The following is a 17,982-nucleotide window of genomic DNA, read 5'->3' as shown; positions in this document are numbered from 1 at the left end:
AGGTGCGGCGAGTTTTGCAGTCCCCGCAACGGGGTGTCAACCGTTGTCGATAACGTTTTCGATTCCCTTGCGACGCCTCCCAGGTGGCCCTCTATCATCGTCGGCGTGACCTTCCCCGAGCGTGTCAAGATGTCGGACGTGGCCCGTACGGCCGGCGTCTCGGTGGCGACCGTGTCGAAGGTCGTCAACGGTCGCTACGGCGTGGCGCAGGCGACCGTGGAGCGCGTCCGGGAGGTCATCCACCAGCTCGGCTACGAGGCCAGCCTGGGAGCGCAGAGCCTGCGCAGCCACCGGACGAACGTCCTGGGCATCCTGGTCGCCGAGTTCGAGCCGTTCTCGACCGAGCTGCTCAAGGGCGCGTCGAAGGAGGTCGCCGGCACCGGCTACCAGCTGCTGGCCTACTCCGGCGGCGACGGCGACGGCACGGCCGTCGGCTGGGAGCGGCGCTCGCTGGCCCGCCTGTCCGGGACGCTCATCGACGGGGCCGTGATCGTCACGCCGACGGTGGTCGAGACCCAGCAGGGCTTCCATGTCGTGGCCGTCGACCCCCACACCGGCCCGTCGGGGCTGCCCACCGTCGACTCCGACAACTTCGCCGGCGCGGTGCTCGCGACCAACTACCTGCTGTCGCTCGGTCACCGCCGCATCGGCCACATCAGCGGTCGCCCCGACCTCGAGTCGGCGCGCCTTCGCGAGGCCGGCTTCCGCCGGGCCATGACCGACGCGGGCGTCGTGGTCGACGAACGACTCGTCCGCGTCGGCGGTTTCCGGGTCGAGAGCGCCGCCGCCACGGCCGCCGAACTGCTGGCACTGCCCGACCGGCCGACCGCCGTCTTCGCCGGCAACGACCTCTCCGCGATCTCCACGATGGACGTCGCCCGGTCCATGGGCCTGACGGTGCCCGATGACCTGTCCGTGATCGGCTTCGACAACATCCCTGAGTCGGCGCTGGTCACCCCGCAGCTCACCACGATCGCGCAACCCCTGCAGCGCATGGGCGCCGAGGCGATGCGGCTGCTCATGGACCTCGTCGGCGGCATCGAACGCGACCCGCACGTCCGGCTGCCGACCGAACTGGTCGTCCGGTCCTCCTGCGCCCCGTGCACGCCCTCCCCCGGGCCCGATCGGCCGCCGTCGGCCGCCGGTACGGCGAGCGGCTGAGCGGCTGAGCGGCGAGGTCACGGGTGCCGCGCCGGGCCCGGCGACGCGCCGGCCCGTGCCGACCAGCCGGACTTCCGGGATTTCTCCGCAACTTCCCGGCACACGGCGGCGATGCGCCCTGTCGCCAGCCCCCGGTCCGTGCGGCAAGATGACCGATGGGACGGGCACGCTGCTCCTGGGCATCCCGGCGTCGGCGTCCGGCCCGCCCCCGAAAGAACAAAGGAGACGCGGGTGGACGCGGACGACGGACGCAGGGTCACCATCAGCGCCATCGCGCGAGAGGCCGGAGTCTCGGTGCCGACCGTGTCCCGGGTGCTCAACGGCCGCTCGGACGTGGCCCCCGGCACCCGGGAACGGGTCGAGGAGTTGCTGCGCCACCACGGCTACCGGCGTCGCGCCAGCCGCACGGTCCAGCGCGCCGGCCTGGTCGACCTGGTCTTCAACGACCTGGACAGCCCCTGGGCCGTGGAGATCATCCGCGGGGTCGAGGACGTCGGGCACGCCGCCGGCGTGGGCACCGTGGTCTCCGCGATACACCGACAGTCCACCGCCGCCCGGCAGTGGCTGCAGAACCTGCGCGCCCGGGCCACCGACGGCGTCATCTTCGTGACCTCGCACGTCAGCCCGCCGCTCTACGCCCAGTTGCGGCGGCTCAACGTGCCCGTGGTGGTGGTCGACCCGGCCGGCGTGCCCGCCACCGACGTGCCCACCATAGGAGCCACCAACTGGGCCGGCGGGCTCGCCGCGACCGAGCACCTGCTCTCGCTCGGGCACCGGCGGATCGGGTTCGTGGCCGGGCCGACGCACCTGCTGTGCAGCCGAGCCCGGCTGGACGGCTACCGGGCCGGGCTGGAGGCCGTGGGCCTGCCGCTGGAGGAACACCTGCTCCGACCCGGCGACTTCTACCACGCGTCCGGCTTCGCCGCCGGGTCCTCGCTGCTGGACCTCGACGAGCCGCCGACGGCGATTTTCGCGGCGAGCGACCAGATGGCGTTCGGCGTCTACGAGGCGATCCGGCAACGGGGCCTGCTGGTCCCGGGCGACGTCAGCGTGGTCGGCTTCGACGACCTGCCCGAGGCGCGGTGGGCGTCACCGCCGCTGACCACTGTGCGGCAACCGCTGGTCGAGATGGGTCGGCTGGCCGCGCGGACCGTCCTGCGGCTCGCCCAGGGCGAGGCCATCGACTCCCCCCGGGTGGAACTCGCCACCGAGTTGGTCGTCCGGGACAGCACCGCCGCCCCGCCGACCGGGTCACCCGGCCGGTCGTGACGGTCGGAATCGTGTCGGACACCGGTTTCGCCGGTTCCGGTTCGGCTCCCGAAAGTTCCGGTTTCCGGCGACTGTTTGCGGGCCAGCGACGGCGAACTGCCGACGGGTACCCCCGGCGGTTCGGGCACGACACGCTGGCGCGGTGAGCGACCCGGGGCCGCCCACCGCGCCGAACGGTCAGTGGTGGTGGTGCGAGCGGACGGCCCGGCGGATGTCCACCGGCAGCGCCGGTGCGCCGTCGACCGGCGCCGGGTCCTCGGCGGTCGGCGCCACTCCCCCGGCGGCGATCCGGTCGAGGGTGGCCAGCCCGGCCGCGTCCACCTCGCCGAAGATCGTGTAGTTGGGGCGCAGCGCGGAGTTGGCGTAGACCAGGAAGAACTGGCTGCCGTTGGTGTCCGGCCCGGCGTTGGCCATGGCCAGCACGCCTCGTTCGTAGACCCGGCGTTCCCCGGTCGGGTCGGTGGGCGCGGGCGGCAGGTCGGTCGGCAGTTCGTCGCGGTACCGGTAACCCGGACCGCCCTCGCCGGTGCCGGACGGGTCACCGCACTGCAGCACACTCAGCGTGGGGTACGCGGTGAGCCGATGGCACGACGTGCGGTCGTAGAAGCGCTTGCGAACCAGGTGCAGGAAGCTCTGCACCGTGCACGGTGCGGCCTCCCGGTCCAGGGTCAACCCGATCGGCCCGTGGTTCGTGGAGAGGGTGACCCGGACGGTGCCCCGGTCCGGCGTACGCCGCGGGTCGGGCGGCAGGGGCACCGGCCGGGCAGCCGGCTCGTCGGGCGTCTCGGCGTACGCGCACGGCCCGTGCGTCGTGCGCGGTGGGCGGGTGGCGGCATCGGCGGCGGACGCGGTCACCGCGTCCGCCGTCGCGCGCGGCGCGGCGACGGCGGTGGCGGACGCGCCGGCGACGAGCGCGCCGGCGAGCACCGTCACCCCCGCGAGGCGGTTCAGTACGCGCACCGGCCGGCGGGGTGCCGCCACGCCGGACCGCGGTTCGAGTTCACTCGACAAGGGATCCTCCTGGACTCGTGGTGCCAGAAAGACCGGAGTCTATGGATGTCGGGGCCGGTTGTCGATCCGTCAGGGCAGCCGGCGACGGCGGCGCCACAGCAGCCCGCCCAGCAGCAGCACGCCCGCGCCGCCCAGCGCCGTAACCGACCAGAGCCACCCCGACCCGGAGCGCACCGGACCGCTGGCCGCCGCCGGCCGGGGCGCGCCGGGCGCGGCCAACTCAGACGGCGCGGCCGACGGCGTCGCCATCAGCTCGCCCGGCTCGACCAGCCGGCCGACGGCGGCGTCGCGGGGCAGCGTGAAGCCCCAGTCCATCAGGGCCGCGCCCTGCTCCCAGCCGCGCATCGGCGCCGGCTCGGCGCCCAGCAGGGTCACCACCAGCCGCCGCCCGTCACGCTGCGCCGCCCCGACATAGGTGTGCCGGGCCAGATCGGTGAAGCCCGTCTTGCCGCCGAGCGCACCCGGGTACCGGTAGATGAGCTGGTTCTCGTTCTGGATCTGGAAACCCTTGGTGCGCTGCTTCGGCTGGGCCGGGATCTGCGTCTGCTCGGTGAGCGCGTACCGGCGGAAGGTCGGCTCGGCGAAGCAGGCCCGGGCGATCAGCGCCAGGTCGTACGCACTGGTGAACTGCCCCTTGCCGTCCAGCCCGGAGGGGGTGACCGCGTGCGTCTGGAGCGCGCCGAGCCGGTGCGCCTGCTCGTTCATGGCGCGTACCCCGCCGACCGCGCCGTCCGCCCCGCCGCCCAGCCGGGCCAGCACGTTCGCCGCCTCGTTGCCCGAGTTGAGCAGCAGCCCCAGCCAGACCGTCTCGACGCTGTACCGGCCCCCTTCGACCAGACCGACGGCGGAGGATCCGGGCTCGATGTCCATGTCCGCCGCGGTGACGGTGACCGTCTGCTTCGGATCCAGCCGGGGCAGCATCGTGGCCGCCAGCAGCAGCTTCTGCACGCTGGCCGGGGTGCCGTACTCGTGCGGTCCGCAGCCACCGAGCACCTGGCCGGTGTCCAGGTCGGCGACCAGCCACGAGGTGGCGGTGACCGCCGGTGGCGCGCCGACGCCGGCCGGCACGACCAGGCCGCTGGTGTCCAGCCCGGCGCCGCCGACCACCCGCTGCTCGGGCACGGCGGGCGGGGGCGAGGGCCGGGGCGGCCGGGACACCGCAGGGGCCGGCACCGTGGGGCACCGCACGGCCGTCGCGGTGGGGGCGCCCGTGGCGGCGGTGACCGGCGCCGGAGCGAGCAGGACGGCGGACGCCGTGACCGCCAGCAGCGCAGCTCTCATAGGCCCGACCCTAGCCAACAAGATCGCTCGGTGGGTCCGGTTGGCCTGCCGACCATCTGGCCGCGCCACGATCGCTCAGGTAGTCGTGCAGCGCGGCACTCCCCCGAAGCCGACGCAGGCTGCGGGCGTGCAGCTCCTGCTCACGGCGGCCCAGCTCGGCGCGGACCCGCTGCGCACTGCCGGTGGTGCGCAGCTCGCCCAGCACCGCCTCAATGATCTCGAACGGGTAGGCGCCCCGGCGCAGCAGCGCCACGACCTGCGCGGCCCGCAGCTCGGCCTCGTCGTACACCCGGTACTTCGTGCCCGGCGTGCGGCCCGGCCGGAGCAGGCCGCGCTCCTCCCACAGCCGTAGCTGCGAGGTGCGGACCCCGACCAGGGCAGCGACCTCGCCGATGCGGGCGCCACGGCGTGGCGCCGGTCGGACCGCCGGCGGGCTGCCCAGCACCGTCTCGAAGGCGCCGAGCACCCGGCGGATCTCGGCGCGCTCCCGGTCCAGTTCGGCATGGCCGCCGTCGAGCGCCGCCAGGGCCGCCGGCAGGTCACCCCGGTGCACCGCCGCCATGATCTCCCGGGTACGGCTCCAGCCATGTCCCTCGGCCAGCCGCCGCGCCACGGTCAGCGCCCGGGCGTGCTCGGGCGTGAAGATCCGATAGCCGCTCGCGGTGCGCCGCACCGGCGGCAGCACGCCCACCTCGACGTAGTTGCGCACCTGCTGCACCGAGATCCCGACGGTCGCAGCCAGGTCCACGGCACGCAGGCGGTCCTTCGGCGCGCTGTCCACGCCGGCCACCGTACCGGTTGTCACGTGATTTGAGACTTTGCAGGGCGTTCCGCCGCGCCTCCCGGCTGAATCTCGGCAGAAGCCTCTATGGGGTTGTGAATGAGACAATGTAATCCGTCAGCCCGGCGGGGCCTTCCCTGCCACGATCTCGTGAAGGGTTCGCATGTCGCAGCCAGCATGGTCCGTCGCCGACGGCCACGACATCATCGAGGTACGCGGAGCGCGGGAGAACAACCTCGCCAGCGTCTCGGTCGACATCCCCAAGCGCCGGTTGACCGTCTTCACCGGTGTCTCCGGCTCGGGCAAGTCGTCGCTCGTCTTCGGCACCATCGCCGCCGAGTCCCAGCGCCTGATCAACGAGACCTACAGCGCCTTCCTCCAGTCGTTCATGCCCAACCTCAACCGGCCGGACGTCGACTCGCTGCGCAACCTCGGCGCCGCCATCGTGGTCGACCAGGAGCGGATGGGGGTCAACTCCCGCTCCACCGTGGGCACCGCCACCGACGCGTACGCGATGCTGCGGATCGTCTTCAGCCGGCTCGGCCAACCGTCCGTGGGCGGCGCGGGCGCGTTCAGCTTCAACCTGGCCGAGGGGATGTGCCCGACCTGCGAGGGGCTGGGCCGGGTCTCCGACCTCGACGTGAACGAGCTGGTGGACGTCGAGCGCTCACTCAACGGCGGCGCGATCACGGTGCCGAACTTCGCGGTCGACTCCTGGTACTGGCAGACCATCGTCTCCTCCGGCCTGTTCGACCCGGACGCCAAGCTCCAGGACTACACCCCCGAGCAGTGGCAGGACCTGCTCTACAAGCCGGCCACGAAAATCAAGATGGGCAGCAACAACTGGACGTACGAGGGTCTGGCGGTCAAGGTCAAGCGGCTCTACCTCGCCAAGGACCGCGAGTCGATGCAGGGGCACATCCGGGCCTTCGTCGACCGGGCGGTCACCTTCACCACCTGCGCGGCCTGCGGCGGCACCCGGCTCAACGCGGCGGCCCTGTCCTCGCGGATCGCCGGCCGCAACATCGCGGACTGCTCGGCCATGCAGATCAGCGACCTGGCCGAGTTCGTCCGGGCCGTCGACGACCCGGCGGTGGCGCCGCTGATCGCCAACCTGCGGGACCTGCTGGATTCGCTGGTCGAGATCGGGCTGGGCTACCTCAGCCTGGACCGGGAGTCGGCCACCCTTTCCGGCGGTGAGGCGCAGCGGGTGAAGATGGTCCGCCACCTCGGCTCCAGCCTCTCCGACGTCACGTACGTCTTCGACGAACCGACCGTCGGCCTGCACCCGCACGACATCGCCCGCATGAACGACCTGCTGCTGCGACTGCGGGACAAGGGCAACACGGTGCTGGTCGTGGAGCACAAGCCGGAGACCATCGCCATCGCCGACCACGTCGTCGACCTCGGCCCCGGCGCCGGCGCCGACGGTGGGCGGATCTGCTTCACCGGCGACGTCCCCGGCCTGCGCCGCTCCGCCACGCTCACCGGACGGCACCTGGACCACCGGGTGACCCTGCGCGACGAGGTACGCCCACCGGCCGGGCAGCTCGCCATCCGCCACGCCGACCTGCACAACCTGCGCGACGTGGACGTGGACATCCCGCTCGGAGTCCTCACCGTCATCACCGGCGTGGCGGGCTCCGGCAAGAGCTCACTGATCCACGGGTCGTTGCGCGGCCGGACCGGGGTGGTGATCGTGGACCAGTCCCCGATCCGCGGGTCGCGACGCAGCAACCCGGCCACCTACAGCGGGCTGCTCGACCCGATCCGCGCCGCCTTCGCCAAGGCCAACGGGGTCAAGGCGGCGCTGTTCAGCGCCAACTCCGAGGGTGCCTGCCCGGCCTGCAAAGGGATCGGGCTGATCTACACGGACCTGGCGATGATGGCCGGCGTGGCGAGCGTCTGCGAGCGGTGCGAGGGCCGGCGGTTCACCGACGAGGTGCTCACGTACACGCTGCGCGGCAAGAACATCAGCGAGGTGCTGGCCATGTCGGTCACCGAGGCGCACGCGTTCTTTCCCAGCGGGCCGGCGCACCTCATCCTCGGCCGGCTTGTGGACGTCGGGCTGGGCTACCTCAGCCTCGGCCAGCCGCTGACCACCCTCTCCGGCGGGGAGCGGCAGCGGCTCAAGCTCGCCATCCACCTTGCGGAGAAGACCAGCACGTACGTGCTGGACGAGCCGACTACCGGCCTGCACCTGGCCGACGTGGACCAACTGCTGGCCCTGCTGGATCGGATGGTCGACGCCGGCAACACGGTGATCGTCATCGAGCACCACCAGGCGGTCATGGCGCACGCGGACTGGCTCATCGACCTGGGACCGGGCGCCGGGCACGACGGCGGACGCATCGTCTTCACCGGCACGCCCGCCGAACTGGTCGCCCGGGGCGACACGCTCACCGCCGACCACCTACGCGAGTACGTCACTGAGCCGGCGGTGATCGCCCAGGGATAGGTGCACGTGCCACCTCCGGCGGCGCCAGCGTTGGTCGGGTGGGCGCGTGGCGGCTAGCGCTCGGGGCCGGTGGGCGCGTGGCCGGTGGGCGCTTGGCGGGTGGCGCTCGGGGCGGTGGTGATCAGGCGATGCGGCGCAGCCAGCGCCGCTGCCACGGGGTCTCCACCGCCTTCGGGTGGTAGCCCGCCCGTACCCACGGCACCGCCCGGTCGGCCGGGAGCCCGTCGAGGATCGCCAGCGCGGCCAACGCCGTACCGGTGCGCCCCACCCCGCCCCGACAGGCCACCTCGACGCGCTCACCGTCGTGGGCGCGTCGCAGCGTCGCCCGCAGGGCGTCGAGCGCGTCCGCCCGATCGAGCGGTATCCAGAAGTCGGGCCACCGGATCCGCCGGTGTGGCCACGCCGGTTCCGGGCCGGGGGCCAACAGCAGGGCGAAGTCGGCGGGTGAGGCGACCTCGGCGGCGATGCGCCGTCCGCGCACCGTCGCCCCGCTGGGCAGGACGAGCACACCCGACTGCTCGGACCAGGGCTGAGCGACAGTCACCTCAGCATTGTGCCGCCAACGGGGTCTGGCCATCGTCCCCGCCCGTCACCAGTGGACGGGCACAGACAGCGCACCCGCCGGTCGCCCGAGGGGACGGGGCACAGACAGCGCCGCCCCTGGCTGGTGGCTGGGGGCGGCGTTGGTGTCGGTGTGCAGGTCGCCTCTCGGCGAGTGGCGCGACGCGGTTCCAGCCGAACGGTATTCCGCGAGGGCGATATTAGGTGAGGCCCGGGGACACTGGATCACACCGACACTGTCCACAACCAGCCGCGGCCCGACCTTGTTCCCCCACCCGGCGCCCCCGCCGTGACCTGCGAATCTTGGACAGTTTCCGTTCGCGGGTGACGGGAACTGTCCAAGATCTGGTCGTGTCGTGGGTATGCCGCTGGCCGGCACCCCGGGTGGGGGTGCCGGCCAGCGGTCAGTGTGGTGCGGTGGGGTCAGCTGTTCCAGTGCTTGGCGACCAGGTCGGTGGCCTGCTGCTCCCACTGGGCGTAGGCATCCGGGTAGGCCGAGACCTGCACGGTCTGCGCGGCGTCGGTCAACGCCATGTCCTGCCACCCGTCAACCTGCTTCAAACCCTTGAGGAACGCGGTGGTGGAGTACTCGGGGTTGGTGATCTGCTCCGGCGTGCCCCAACCCGAGGTCGGGCGCTGCTGGAACAGGCCCAGCGAGTCATGGTCGTTGGCGTCGCCGAGGTGACCCAGGTTCTCCAGCTTCGACTCCTGCAGACTCGTGGCGATCGAGATGACCGCGGCCCGCTCAGGCAGACCGGCCTTCTTCGTCGCGGCGATGATCGCCTTCACGTTGCCGGTCTGCTCGTCGTTGAGGTCGATGTGCGACTGCGCGCCCTGCACCTTGGCCGTCTGCACGGCCACGGCGACCGGCTTGCCCTCGGCGGGGGTGGCGGCGTGCGCGGCGATCGGACCGGCGAACACACCACCGGCGAACGCGAGACCAGCAACAGACAGCATGCTCTTACGAATGATCGTGTTCATGAGGGGGTCAGCTCCTTCAGGGGGGTAGACACCCACACGCCCCGGGGGGACGGCGCAAGGGTGCGAGCACCTCGTCCGGCGCTTTCAACTGCATGGGGGAAAGTCATCGGTCGGCGGCCTACGGGCGGGGGCTCGTGGCGCCGGGTCTGTGTGTAACGACTGCCGGGCCGGGGGCATTCCGGGGGGGTGGCCCATCCATCGGCACCCCGGTGAGCGGGGGCTCCGTTCCAGCGGCCCCGGGTGAGGGGGTGCTGGTGCGGTCGGTCAGGGGTCTGCAACGACCGGCCACCTGCGGGCATTCCAACCCGGGCCCGGCCGCCATCCCAACCCCAGAGGGGCGGGGTGCGGGGCCGTGGTGCTGTGACCGTCAGGGTGTGTAACGACCCCCGGCCCGCCACGATTCCACCCCACGAGTGCACCCGGTCACAGGCCGGAGTCACCCGAATACCGGACATTCGACGCGGAGATTGCCGGCTGTCGCGGGCTCAGCTCGACCGGCTGGGGTTGATCGACTCGGTATCACCGATATCGGGCCATCCGGCCGCCCGGGACACCGCGACATCCCCGAAATCGCCGACGTCCTCGAAATCCCCGACATCGCCGACATCGCCGACCACCGCGAACGGGGATGAAGCGAACCCGGGGCGAGGTGGTCAACGAGCGATATACCTCAGAGGCATATTTATGCCTCACAGGTATACCGCCCACAACAACGACCGCCGAAGGAGATGGCCGGACCGCGCCCACCGCAGGGACCGAAACGGACCGGCGACCAGCGACCAGCGACCAGCGACTCTCGCGAGCGCAGGATCAAAGCGCTTGGCGCGTCAGGTGCCCAGGTAGCGCAGCACGGCGAGGATCCGGCGGCTGTAGCCGGTGACGTGCGCGAGGTCGAGCTTGTCGAAGATGGCGTTGACGTGCTTCTCCACCGCACTCTGCGACACGTGCAGCCGCTGGCGATGGCGGCGTTCGTGTGCCCCTGGGCCATCTCGTGCAGCACGTCCCGTTCGCGCGGGCTCAGCCGACCGAACGGGTCCGGCCGGTCGGAGCCGGCGACCACCTGACGGACCACTTCCGGATCGAGCGCGGTGCCGCCGGCGGCCACCCGGTCCAGTGCGTCGAGGAAGTCGTCGACCTGGGCCACCCGGTCCTTGAGCAGGTAGCCGACCCCTTCGGGACGGTCCGCGAGCAGCCGGCCGGCGTACCGTCGCTCCACGTACTGGGAGAGCACCAGGACCCCCGTGGTGGGCCAGCGCCGGCGGATCTCCAGGGCGGCGCGCAGCCCGTCGTCGGTGTGCGTGGGCGGCATCCGGACGTCGGTGACGACCACGTCGGGACGGGAACGCCCGACCGCCTCCACCAGTTCGTCGGCGGTGCCGACCGCCGCGAGCACCTCGTGGTCCTCCTCGGCGAGCAACCGTGCCAGGCCCTCCCGGAGCAGCGTCGAGTCTTCGGCGAGGACTAGCCGCACGGCAGCTCCGCCAACACGGTGGTCGGGCCGCCGGCCGGGCTGGTCACCCGGAGGTGGCCGTCCAGTGCGGCGACCCGTCGGGCCAGCCCCGACAGGCCTCGCCCGGTGGGGTCCGCGCCACCGACGCCGTCGTCGTGCACGCGCATGCGGACCCACCCCTCCCGTACCCAGATTTCTACGGTGACCAGGGTAGCGGCGGCGTGTTTGGCGGCGTTGGTGAGTGCTTCGCAGGCTACGAAGTACAGCACCGTCTCGATCTGCCGCTCGGGACGGACCGGCAGCTCGCAGCGGATCCGCACCGGCACCTCGGAGCGGTGGGCGACCATGGCGAGCACCTCACCGAGGTCGCTGCTGTCCAGCGCGGACGGATAGACCCGCCACGCCACCTCGCGCAGCTCCTCGACGGCCCGCTGCACGTCCTCGTGTGCCTGAGTGAGCAGGGCGGTGGTCCGGTCGGCGTCGCGGGCGCGCCGGGCCCGGCCGAGCAGCATGCCGAGGGCGACCAGCCGCTGCTGGAGGCCGTCGTGCAGGTCGCGTTCGATGCGCTGCCGTTCGGCGTCGACCGCGGCGATGACCCCGGCCCGGCTGGTGGTCAGCTCGCGGACCCGCTCCGTCAGCTCCGCCCGACTCCCCGGGCCGAGCAGCCGCCGGGCCAGCCGGACGTCGAGCGCGGCGACGCTGACGAGGGCCTGGACGTTGAGCAACAGCAGCACCGCCCCGACGGCGACCTGGGCCAGCGCGTCGAGGAGGGTCAGCTCGCCGCGTACCGCCGCGCGCAGCACGATCCCGGCCAGCACCACGCCGACGCCCAGCAGGGCGTACGCCAACAGGCCGAGCGCGCCGGGCAGCAGCCGGGCCGCCAGGTAGCCGACCTGCCGCCGGGTCGACGCGGCGTTCGGCGCGGGCAGCTCAGTCGCGGCGAGCAGCCGGGTCAACCGGCGGCGTTCCACGCGCACGAGCTGTACGGCGTACCGTCTCGTCAGGTCAGCGACCCGCCGGGCGGTCGGCGGCGCGAGCGCGGACCCGGCGAGCGCGACCGCCGCGACGGCCAGGAAGACCAGCTCGACGGCGGCCGTCGCGGTCCCGGCGGCGACGCCGATCGGTAGCCGGTGTCCGTCCCACCGCCGGCCGGTCCGAGGCTCCCCCACCACCATCTGACGTCCTTCCGCCCCGAGCCCGCCGGCCTAGCGCTCGTCCGAGGCCCATGAGCCGCCACGGTAGAGGGTGCCGCGACCGGCCGGATCGGCGACGCCGCGCTGGTCGAGGCCATCGAGGCCATCGAGGCCGGCCGGCTCGGGGTTGCGCGCGGCGCGGCGGGCCCGCAACACGCGGGACCCGACGAACCAGGCGACGGCCGCCACGCAGGCCACGATCACCACGTTCTGGAGCACCCCGACGTACCCCTCGACGAGGTGCCAGTTGTCGCCGAGCAGGTAACCGGCGAGCACGAACGTGGTGTTCCAGATCAGGCTGCCCAGCGTGGTGTACAGCAGGAAGGTGCTGACCGGCATCCGCTCCACCCCCGCCGGGATGGAGATCAGGCTTCGGAAGATCGGAATCATCCGGCCGAAGAAGACCGCCTTCACGCCGTGCCGAAGGAACCACGCCTCGGTCCGGTCCACGTCGCTGAGCTTCACCAGCGGCAGCCGGGCCACGATGGCACGCATCCGGTCCCGGCCGAGCGACGCGCCGATCAGGTAGAGCGCCAGCGCGCCCAGCACCGAACCCAGCGTGGTCCAGAAGATCGCACCGATCAGGCTGATCCGGCCCTGCGCGGCGACGAACCCGGCCAGCGGCAGGATCACCTCGCTGGGGATCGGCGGGAACAGGTTCTCCAGTGCCACCGCCAGGCCGGCGCCCGGCCCACCAAGTCGTTCCACCAGGTCACTGACGTAGCCGACCATTCCATCCTGAGGCGGTTCGGCCGCGGCGGTGGGGGTTCCGGTGACGAGCAAGGCGTGGGACGTTCGAATCATGCCCCCACGCTACGAAGTGATCCTGAGAGTCGACCATGAGGTGGACCGCCCGGCCGCGCGGGTCGACCACAGCGGCGAGACTGCGGAAAACCGCACCCCGCTGCGGCTCGCGGTGGCGCAGCCGCCGTTCGTACCCCAGGACGTCGCGGCGAACGCGCGGGCGCACGCCGCCGCGGTCCGCGCGGCGCGCGCCCGGGTCGTTCTCTTTCCGGAGCTGTCGCTGACGGGGTACGAGTTGGACGCCCCGGTCGTGCCGGTCGACGACCCCCGGTTGGGGCCACTGGTCGAGGCGTGCGCCGAGACGGGCGCGGTGGCCCTGGCCGGCGCGCCGGTCGCCGGTGACCACATCGCGATGCTGGCCGTGACCGGCGCCGGCGCGACCGTGGCGTACCGGAAGATGTGGCTGGGCGACGCGGAGGCCCGCCGGTTCCTGCCGGGCGACGCGCCGGCCGTGCTCGAAGTGGACGGGTGGCGGTTGGGCCTGGCGATCTGCAAGGACACCGGCGTCGTCGCGCACGCGGCCCGGACCGCCGCGCTCGGGATCGACGTCTACGCGGCGGCCGTGCTGGAGTCGGCGAGCGACGCCGCCGTGCCCGGCCGGCGTGCCCACCGCATCGCCATCGCGCACCGGGTCTGGGTGGCGGTGGCGAGCTTCGCCGGTTCGACCGGCGGCGGCTACACCGAGGCGGCCGGCGGTTCCGCCGTCTGGACGCCGGAGGGTGAGGTGTACGCCCAGGCGGGTACGGAGCCGGGAGAGCTGGTCTCCACCACCATCGCTACGGCTCGCGCGGTCGGAGACCACGCAGTGCCGTGTCGACCACCTGGTCGGCGTACTCGGGATTCAGCGGACCGGAGCGCTGGAGCCACCGGTTGAGGACCGGTCCGAACAGCATGTCGACGGCCACGTCGAGGTCGATGTCCCCGGCCAACTGCCCCGCGCGTTGTGCGGCCCGCAGGCGGTCCTTCTTCAGCTCCCGCATCGGCTCGTCCAGCCGCTTCGCGTAGTCGGCAGCCAGGGCGGGATCGTGGACGATCTCGGTGTGCAGGGCGCGCATGGGCTGGTCGTAGTGCGGATCGTTCAGCTCGACGACGGTGGCCCGCAGGACCAGCTTCAGGTCGGCTGCCAGGTCGCCCGTGTCCGGCAGGGCACCGGTCTGGCCGTCCTCCCCTTCGGTGGTGAGGGCGAGGAAGGCGTCGAACAGCAGCGCGCCCTTCGACGGCCACCAGCGGTAGATCGTCTGTTTCCCGACGCCGGCGGCGGCGGCGATGCCCTCGATGCTGAGCTTGGCGTATCCCACCTCGCCGACGAGGTCGAAGGCGGCGGCGAGGATGGCTCGCCGCGCGGTCTGGCTGCGGCGGCTCGAGTCGGGGGCAACCTGCTTGGGCACGTGGCCAATCTAGCAAAGAAGAGACGAGACGGTCCGTCTTGACAGGGGGGTCCAAGCGGGTAGGGTCAGGCAGCAACGAGACGGGACGGTTCGTCTCGTATGGTGGAAGGAACCTCATGGAAACCTCAGGCACTGCCGCATCCCGGGTCTGGTTCATCACCGGGGCGAGCCGTGGCCTCGGCCGCGCCTTCACCGCGGCCGCGCTCGCCGCCGGTGACCGGGTTGTCGGCGCCGCCCGCGATGTCTCGCCGCTCGACGACCTCGCCGCCCGCCACCCCGGCCGCCTGCTGACGCATCGCCTCGATGTCACGGACCGCTCGGCGGTCTTCGACGTTGTCGGCCAGGCGGTCCAGCACTTCGGCCGGCTCGACATCGTCGTGAACAACGCCGGGGCGCTCTTCGCCGGAATGGTCGAGGAGTTCACCGAAGCCGAGGCCCGGGCTCAACTGGACCTCAACTTCTTCGGCGCGCTCTGGGTGAGCCAGGCCGCCCTGCGGACGATGCGGGCCCAGGGCCGCGGACACATCGTGCAGATCTCCAGCATCGGTGCGCTCGGCGGTTTCCCCAGTACCGGCCTCTACAGCGCGAGCAAGTTCGCGCTGGAGGGCATGAGCGAGGCACTCGCCGCCGAGGCCGCCGGGTTCGGCGTCAAGGTCACCATCGTCCAGCCGGGCGGCTACTGGACGGACCTCTACACCAGCAGCACGGCGACCACCCCGGACCCCGCCTACGACTCGCTGCGCGCCGAGCTGGAGAAGCAGTGGGCGGACGGGTCGATCGACAGCGAACCACGGCTGGCCGCCGAGGCGCTGATGACGCTGGTCGCCAGCGACGACCCGCCGCTACGGCTACTGCTGGGCAGCATGGTGTACGACCTCGCCTTCGACATCTCCCAGCGACGCATGGAAACCTGGGCCGGCTGGGAAGAGGTGAGCCGTGGAGCGGAGAAGGCCGTCCCGGCCCCGGGCGCCGAGCTGACCTGACCGCTGCCCGACGAACAGCGGGACGGATCGCTTTGGTCAGGGGCATGTCGTACGGCTCGGGCAGAATCGGCCGCATGGGCCCACTCCCCGCTCGACTGTCCGTCGTGACCCTGGCCGCGCGCGACATCCGCGTGCTGCGCTCGTTCTACCGATCGTTGGGCTGGCCCGAGCTGCCGTCCAGTGACGACAGCTGGTCCGCCTTCCTCCTGGGTGGCGTCCTGTTCGCGCTCTATCCGCTGCCGGACCTGGCGGCCGAGGCGGCGCCCGGCCTGGCCGATCCGGCCGGCGGCTGGTCCGGCGTCACCCTGGCCTGCAACGTCGACAGCCGCGCGGACGTCGACACTGCCTTCGCCGCGGCCGTCGCGGCCGGCGCGACGGTGGTGGCTGCGCCGACCGACCGGTCCTGGGGTGGGCGCTCGGCCTACATCGCCGACCCCGAGGGCAACCGCTGGGAGATCGCCTGGGCAGGCACGGCCCGCTTCGACGAGCGCGGCGCCCTCATCTCCTTCGGCTGAGTCCTGTCCCCACGGTCAGCTGGCGTCCAGCACCTCGCGTAGCCTCGCCGCGAACTCCTCGGGCTTGCCCGCGTAACCGAACTCGCCACCGAGGAAGCCACCGTGGTGGCTCGGGAACACCACGGCCTCCTGGCCGAGCAGGGCCGCGGTGCCCAGGGCCGTACGGGCGGTGTACGTCCCCGCCGACTCCTCACCGACGGCGATCACGATCCGGGTCGGTGCGGCGGTGAGCAGGTCCGCGTCGGGGCGGTAGTCGGTGACCGCCCACGAGTTCTTCGACAGCAGCGGGTCGTCGCGGGTGCCGTCGTCGTCGGTCGACATGCCGAACATCGCCGGGTCAGGGGCGGGCTGGGCGAAGTAGGCGTCCGTGAACTCACCCTGCCAGGACGTCATCGCGACGAACGCGGCCATGCCCGCGCCGGTGCCCTTCGCGTGGTACGCGTCGTAGAAGGCCGCCCGGGCGCGCTCGGCGGCCGTGGCGTCGGGGAGCACCGCGTTGATCGGCGGCTCGTGCGCCACCAGCGTGACGACGTCGCCGGGGTGGGTCGCGACCAGTTCGAGTGCGGTCACCGCACCGCCGCTGCTGGCGAGCACGTCGACCGGGCCGGCGTCGAGCGCATCGATCAGCAGGTGCAGGTCGGCTGCCTGCTGCTGCGGCGTGTGGTCGGACCGGCCGTCCTTGCGGGTGCTGCGGCCCAGGCCGCGCGGGTCGTAGGTGACGACCGTCCGGTCGGTGAAGTGTGCGGCGAGCGCGTTGAAGCCCTCCGCCGTCATCGGCTGGCCGATCATGAGCAGCGCGGGGCGCCCGCCGGACGGGGGTAGCGGGCCGCGGACGTCGTAGACCAGGTCGACGCCGGGTACGGCGAGGGTGTGTGTCTGCGTTGTCATGCCGGTGAGACTACGGCCGCCGGCACCGGATCGGGGCGCTCTGTGTGCGGGTCGCAGCCGGTTCTAAGCCGCCGGCGCGTCAGCCGGTGTCGCCGAAGCGACGGAGCGGCCAGCGGGCCGGCGGCCAGCGGGCGGCGTCGTCCCCGGTGGTCCATTCGGTGATCGAGGCCGGGGCAACGTCCAGGTCGAACGCCCGATGGAGCGGCTGGGCGGCGAGCGCGTGGAACGCGCTTTCGACGGTCTCGGTGTGCCCGACCAGGATCACCGTCGTGCCCCGGTGCCGGTGTGCGATTTCCATGATCGCGCGGCTGACTCGGGCCACCAGCTCGGCCCAGCTCTCGTTGCCCGTCTGGAAGGGCCGGAACAGGCCCCCACCCTCCGCCGCGTGGTCGGCGTGGAAGCGGATCGTCGGCATCCCGTCGGCGTACGGCGGCGTGTGCCAGGTGCACAGCCCGCAGTCCGCGGTCGGGCGGACGCCGAACGCGTCGGCGATCGGCTGCGCGGTCTCGACGGCGCGGCGCAGCACCGACGAGTACACCGCCGCCGGTCGGTCGGCGGCGCAGTCGCTGGCGAGCCGCCTGGCAAGTGTGCGTGCCTGGTCCTGGCCGAGCTCGGTCAGACCCCGGCAACCATGCGGGCCGCCCACGATCCCCATGACCTGGTGGACCGACTCGCCATGACGTACGAAGATGAGCCGCGTCCGCATCGGACCATCATGCCAGCGGCGCTGATAGATGTGTCAGTCGTCGGAGCGGCCGGCGGAGAGAACCCAGGCCTGGGTGAGCAGGGCGTCGAGTTGGGCGCCCGTCCGCGCCGGCAGCCGTTCCCGGTCCACCAGCTCGGCGATCCGTTCCCGTAGGTCGGCGACGTGCCTGGCGCGGTCCTTGGACCGCCGGTTCAGGTCGGCCAGGTCGTCGCGCAGGTCCTCGGCGGAATTCCGGTCGATGTCGCCACGGGCCTGCGCCTGGGTGAGCACCGCCGCGAACTCGGCGCTGACCTCACGCATGCTGATCGGCATCTGCTGGCCGACGGTCGAGGGCACCGCGCTGGTGGCGGACGGCGACGGCGAGGACGGTGTCGTCGGCGTCGGCGTCGAGTCGCCGGGTGCGGTCGTCGGTGCGGTGCTCGCCGGTGGGTTGACGCCCTGCGCCGAGCCGGGCGAGTCGGGCGAGCCGAGGGCCTGGGCGAGCAGCGCGCCGACGCCGATCAGCGCGGCGAGGCCGGCCGCGGTCAGCACGGCGAGGGGCCGCCGTGACCC

General features: G+C 72.6%; 17 protein-coding genes and 2 pseudogenes. 6 read left to right on the top strand and 13 right to left on the bottom strand.

Annotated features, from left to right (window positions below; genetic code table 11):
* Positions 1 to 105: 105 nt before the first annotated feature.
* Positions 106 to 1,161, top strand: a complete 1,056-nt coding sequence (locus tag ACWD6N_RS30700; protein ID WP_354966663.1) for a LacI family DNA-binding transcriptional regulator — start codon at positions 106 to 108, stop codon at positions 1,159 to 1,161.
* Between the two features lie 231 nt (positions 1,162 to 1,392).
* The gene (locus tag ACWD6N_RS30695; RefSeq protein WP_354966664.1) at positions 1,393 to 2,430 is read left to right on the top strand and encodes a LacI family DNA-binding transcriptional regulator; all 1,038 of its coding nucleotides are present in this window, start codon (positions 1,393 to 1,395) and stop codon (positions 2,428 to 2,430) included.
* Between the two features lie 177 nt (positions 2,431 to 2,607).
* Here the strand turns inward: ACWD6N_RS30695 and ACWD6N_RS30690 are convergent, their stop codons facing one another.
* The 3 genes from ACWD6N_RS30690 to ACWD6N_RS30680 all read right to left on the bottom strand — a co-directional run bounded on the left by ACWD6N_RS30690 (position 2,608) and on the right by ACWD6N_RS30680 (position 5,503).
* Positions 2,608 to 3,441, bottom strand: coding sequence for a peptidylprolyl isomerase (locus tag ACWD6N_RS30690; protein ID WP_387330629.1), 834 nt, complete (start codon positions 3,439 to 3,441; stop codon positions 2,608 to 2,610).
* Between the two features lie 69 nt (positions 3,442 to 3,510).
* Positions 3,511 to 4,722 carry a D-alanyl-D-alanine carboxypeptidase family protein gene (locus ACWD6N_RS30685; protein WP_354966666.1) on the bottom strand — a complete coding sequence of 404 codons (1,212 nt, stop codon included), beginning with the start codon at positions 4,720 to 4,722 and terminating at the stop codon, positions 3,511 to 3,513.
* Positions 4,723 to 4,732: 10 nt separating this feature from the next.
* Positions 4,733 to 5,503 carry a MerR family transcriptional regulator gene (locus tag ACWD6N_RS30680; RefSeq protein ID WP_354966667.1) on the bottom strand — a complete coding sequence of 257 codons (771 nt, stop codon included), beginning with the start codon at positions 5,501 to 5,503 and terminating at the stop codon, positions 4,733 to 4,735.
* Between the two features lie 163 nt (positions 5,504 to 5,666).
* Between ACWD6N_RS30680 and ACWD6N_RS30675 the strand changes: the two genes are divergently transcribed.
* On the top strand, positions 5,667 to 7,961 hold the full coding sequence (locus tag ACWD6N_RS30675; RefSeq protein WP_354966668.1) for an excinuclease ABC subunit UvrA: 2,295 nt from the start codon (positions 5,667 to 5,669) through the stop codon (positions 7,959 to 7,961).
* A 121-nt stretch (positions 7,962 to 8,082) separates the two neighbouring features.
* On the opposite strand, the gene ACWD6N_RS30670 is transcribed toward ACWD6N_RS30675, so the two are convergent.
* From ACWD6N_RS30670 to ACWD6N_RS30645, 6 genes and pseudogenes are all read right to left on the bottom strand, one after another.
* Complete coding sequence (locus tag ACWD6N_RS30670) at positions 8,083 to 8,505, bottom strand: protein-tyrosine phosphatase family protein (protein ID WP_354966669.1); 423 nt, start codon at positions 8,503 to 8,505, stop codon at positions 8,083 to 8,085.
* Between the two features lie 440 nt (positions 8,506 to 8,945).
* The gene (locus ACWD6N_RS30665; RefSeq protein WP_450005666.1) at positions 8,946 to 9,503 is read right to left on the bottom strand and encodes a hypothetical protein; all 558 of its coding nucleotides are present in this window, start codon (positions 9,501 to 9,503) and stop codon (positions 8,946 to 8,948) included.
* A 485-nt stretch (positions 9,504 to 9,988) separates the two neighbouring features.
* Positions 9,989 to 10,120, bottom strand: coding sequence for a hypothetical protein (locus ACWD6N_RS30660; protein ID WP_354966671.1), 132 nt, complete (start codon positions 10,118 to 10,120; stop codon positions 9,989 to 9,991).
* A 210-nt stretch (positions 10,121 to 10,330) separates the two neighbouring features.
* Positions 10,331 to 10,974 (bottom strand): annotated as a pseudogene (locus ACWD6N_RS30655) (response regulator).
* Positions 10,965 to 12,128, bottom strand: a complete 1,164-nt coding sequence (locus ACWD6N_RS30650; RefSeq protein WP_450005664.1) for a sensor histidine kinase — start codon at positions 12,126 to 12,128, stop codon at positions 10,965 to 10,967. Before ACWD6N_RS30650 ends, ACWD6N_RS30655 begins: the two are co-directional and overlap by 10 nt.
* A gap of 30 nt (positions 12,129 to 12,158) precedes the next feature.
* Positions 12,159 to 12,950: a DedA family protein gene (locus ACWD6N_RS30645; RefSeq protein ID WP_450005662.1), complete on the bottom strand. Its 792-nt coding sequence runs from the start codon at positions 12,948 to 12,950 to the stop codon at positions 12,159 to 12,161.
* A 100-nt stretch (positions 12,951 to 13,050) separates the two neighbouring features.
* Between ACWD6N_RS30645 and ACWD6N_RS30640 the strand changes: the two genes are divergently transcribed.
* Positions 13,051 to 13,824, top strand: coding sequence for a carbon-nitrogen hydrolase family protein (locus ACWD6N_RS30640; RefSeq protein WP_450005676.1), 774 nt, complete (start codon positions 13,051 to 13,053; stop codon positions 13,822 to 13,824).
* Here ACWD6N_RS30640 and ACWD6N_RS30635 read toward each other — a convergent pair.
* Positions 13,727 to 14,338, bottom strand: a complete 612-nt coding sequence (locus ACWD6N_RS30635) for a TetR/AcrR family transcriptional regulator (RefSeq protein WP_450005660.1) — start codon at positions 14,336 to 14,338, stop codon at positions 13,727 to 13,729. The genes ACWD6N_RS30640 and ACWD6N_RS30635 overlap by 98 nt on opposite strands.
* Before the next feature lie 116 nt (positions 14,339 to 14,454).
* Here ACWD6N_RS30635 and ACWD6N_RS30630 point away from each other — a divergent pair, with 116 nt between their 5' ends.
* Complete coding sequence (locus ACWD6N_RS30630; protein WP_450005658.1) at positions 14,455 to 15,321, top strand: SDR family oxidoreductase; 867 nt, start codon at positions 14,455 to 14,457, stop codon at positions 15,319 to 15,321.
* A gap of 74 nt (positions 15,322 to 15,395) precedes the next feature.
* On the top strand, positions 15,396 to 15,836 hold the full coding sequence (locus ACWD6N_RS30625; protein WP_450005656.1) for a VOC family protein: 441 nt from the start codon (positions 15,396 to 15,398) through the stop codon (positions 15,834 to 15,836).
* A 15-nt stretch (positions 15,837 to 15,851) separates the two neighbouring features.
* Here ACWD6N_RS30625 and ACWD6N_RS30620 read toward each other — a convergent pair whose 3' ends face one another.
* From ACWD6N_RS30620 to ACWD6N_RS30610, 3 genes and pseudogenes are all read right to left on the bottom strand, one after another.
* A complete protein-coding gene (locus ACWD6N_RS30620; RefSeq protein WP_450005654.1) occupies positions 15,852 to 16,724 on the bottom strand; it encodes an alpha/beta fold hydrolase in 873 nt (290 codons plus the stop codon).
* 79 nt (positions 16,725 to 16,803) lie between these two features.
* Positions 16,804 to 17,430: a histidine phosphatase family protein gene (locus ACWD6N_RS30615; protein WP_450005653.1), complete on the bottom strand. Its 627-nt coding sequence runs from the start codon at positions 17,428 to 17,430 to the stop codon at positions 16,804 to 16,806.
* Positions 17,431 to 17,463: 33 nt separating this feature from the next.
* Positions 17,464 to 17,982: pseudogene (locus tag ACWD6N_RS30610) on the bottom strand (serine/threonine-protein kinase); the annotation flags it as partial.

The organism is Micromonospora sp. NPDC005163, assembly GCF_053599835.1.
Note: the sequence above shows the minus strand (reverse complement) of the source record. Positions and strands in the feature narration are given on the sequence as shown.

Coding starts and splice junctions, on each gene's coding strand:
- ACWD6N_RS30685 (WP_354966666.1), bottom strand. CDS start 4,722: ATGAGAGCTGCGCTGCTGGCGGTCACGGCGTCCGCCGTCCTGCTCGCT.
- ACWD6N_RS30675 (WP_354966668.1), top strand. CDS start 5,667: ATGTCGCAGCCAGCATGGTCCGTCGCCGACGGCCACGACATCATCGAG.
- ACWD6N_RS30665 (WP_450005666.1), bottom strand. CDS start 9,503: ATGAACACGATCATTCGTAAGAGCATGCTGTCTGTTGCTGGTCTCGCG.
- ACWD6N_RS30650 (WP_450005664.1), bottom strand. CDS start 12,128: ATGGTGGTGGGGGAGCCTCGGACCGGCCGGCGGTGGGACGGACACCGG.
- ACWD6N_RS30645 (WP_450005662.1), bottom strand. CDS start 12,950: ATGATTCGAACGTCCCACGCCTTGCTCGTCACCGGAACCCCCACCGCC.
- ACWD6N_RS30630 (WP_450005658.1), top strand. CDS start 14,455: ATGGAAACCTCAGGCACTGCCGCATCCCGGGTCTGGTTCATCACCGGG.
- ACWD6N_RS30625 (WP_450005656.1), top strand. CDS start 15,396: ATGGGCCCACTCCCCGCTCGACTGTCCGTCGTGACCCTGGCCGCGCGC.
- ACWD6N_RS30620 (WP_450005654.1), bottom strand. CDS start 16,724: ATGACAACGCAGACACACACCCTCGCCGTACCCGGCGTCGACCTGGTC.
- ACWD6N_RS30615 (WP_450005653.1), bottom strand. CDS start 17,430: ATGCGGACGCGGCTCATCTTCGTACGTCATGGCGAGTCGGTCCACCAG.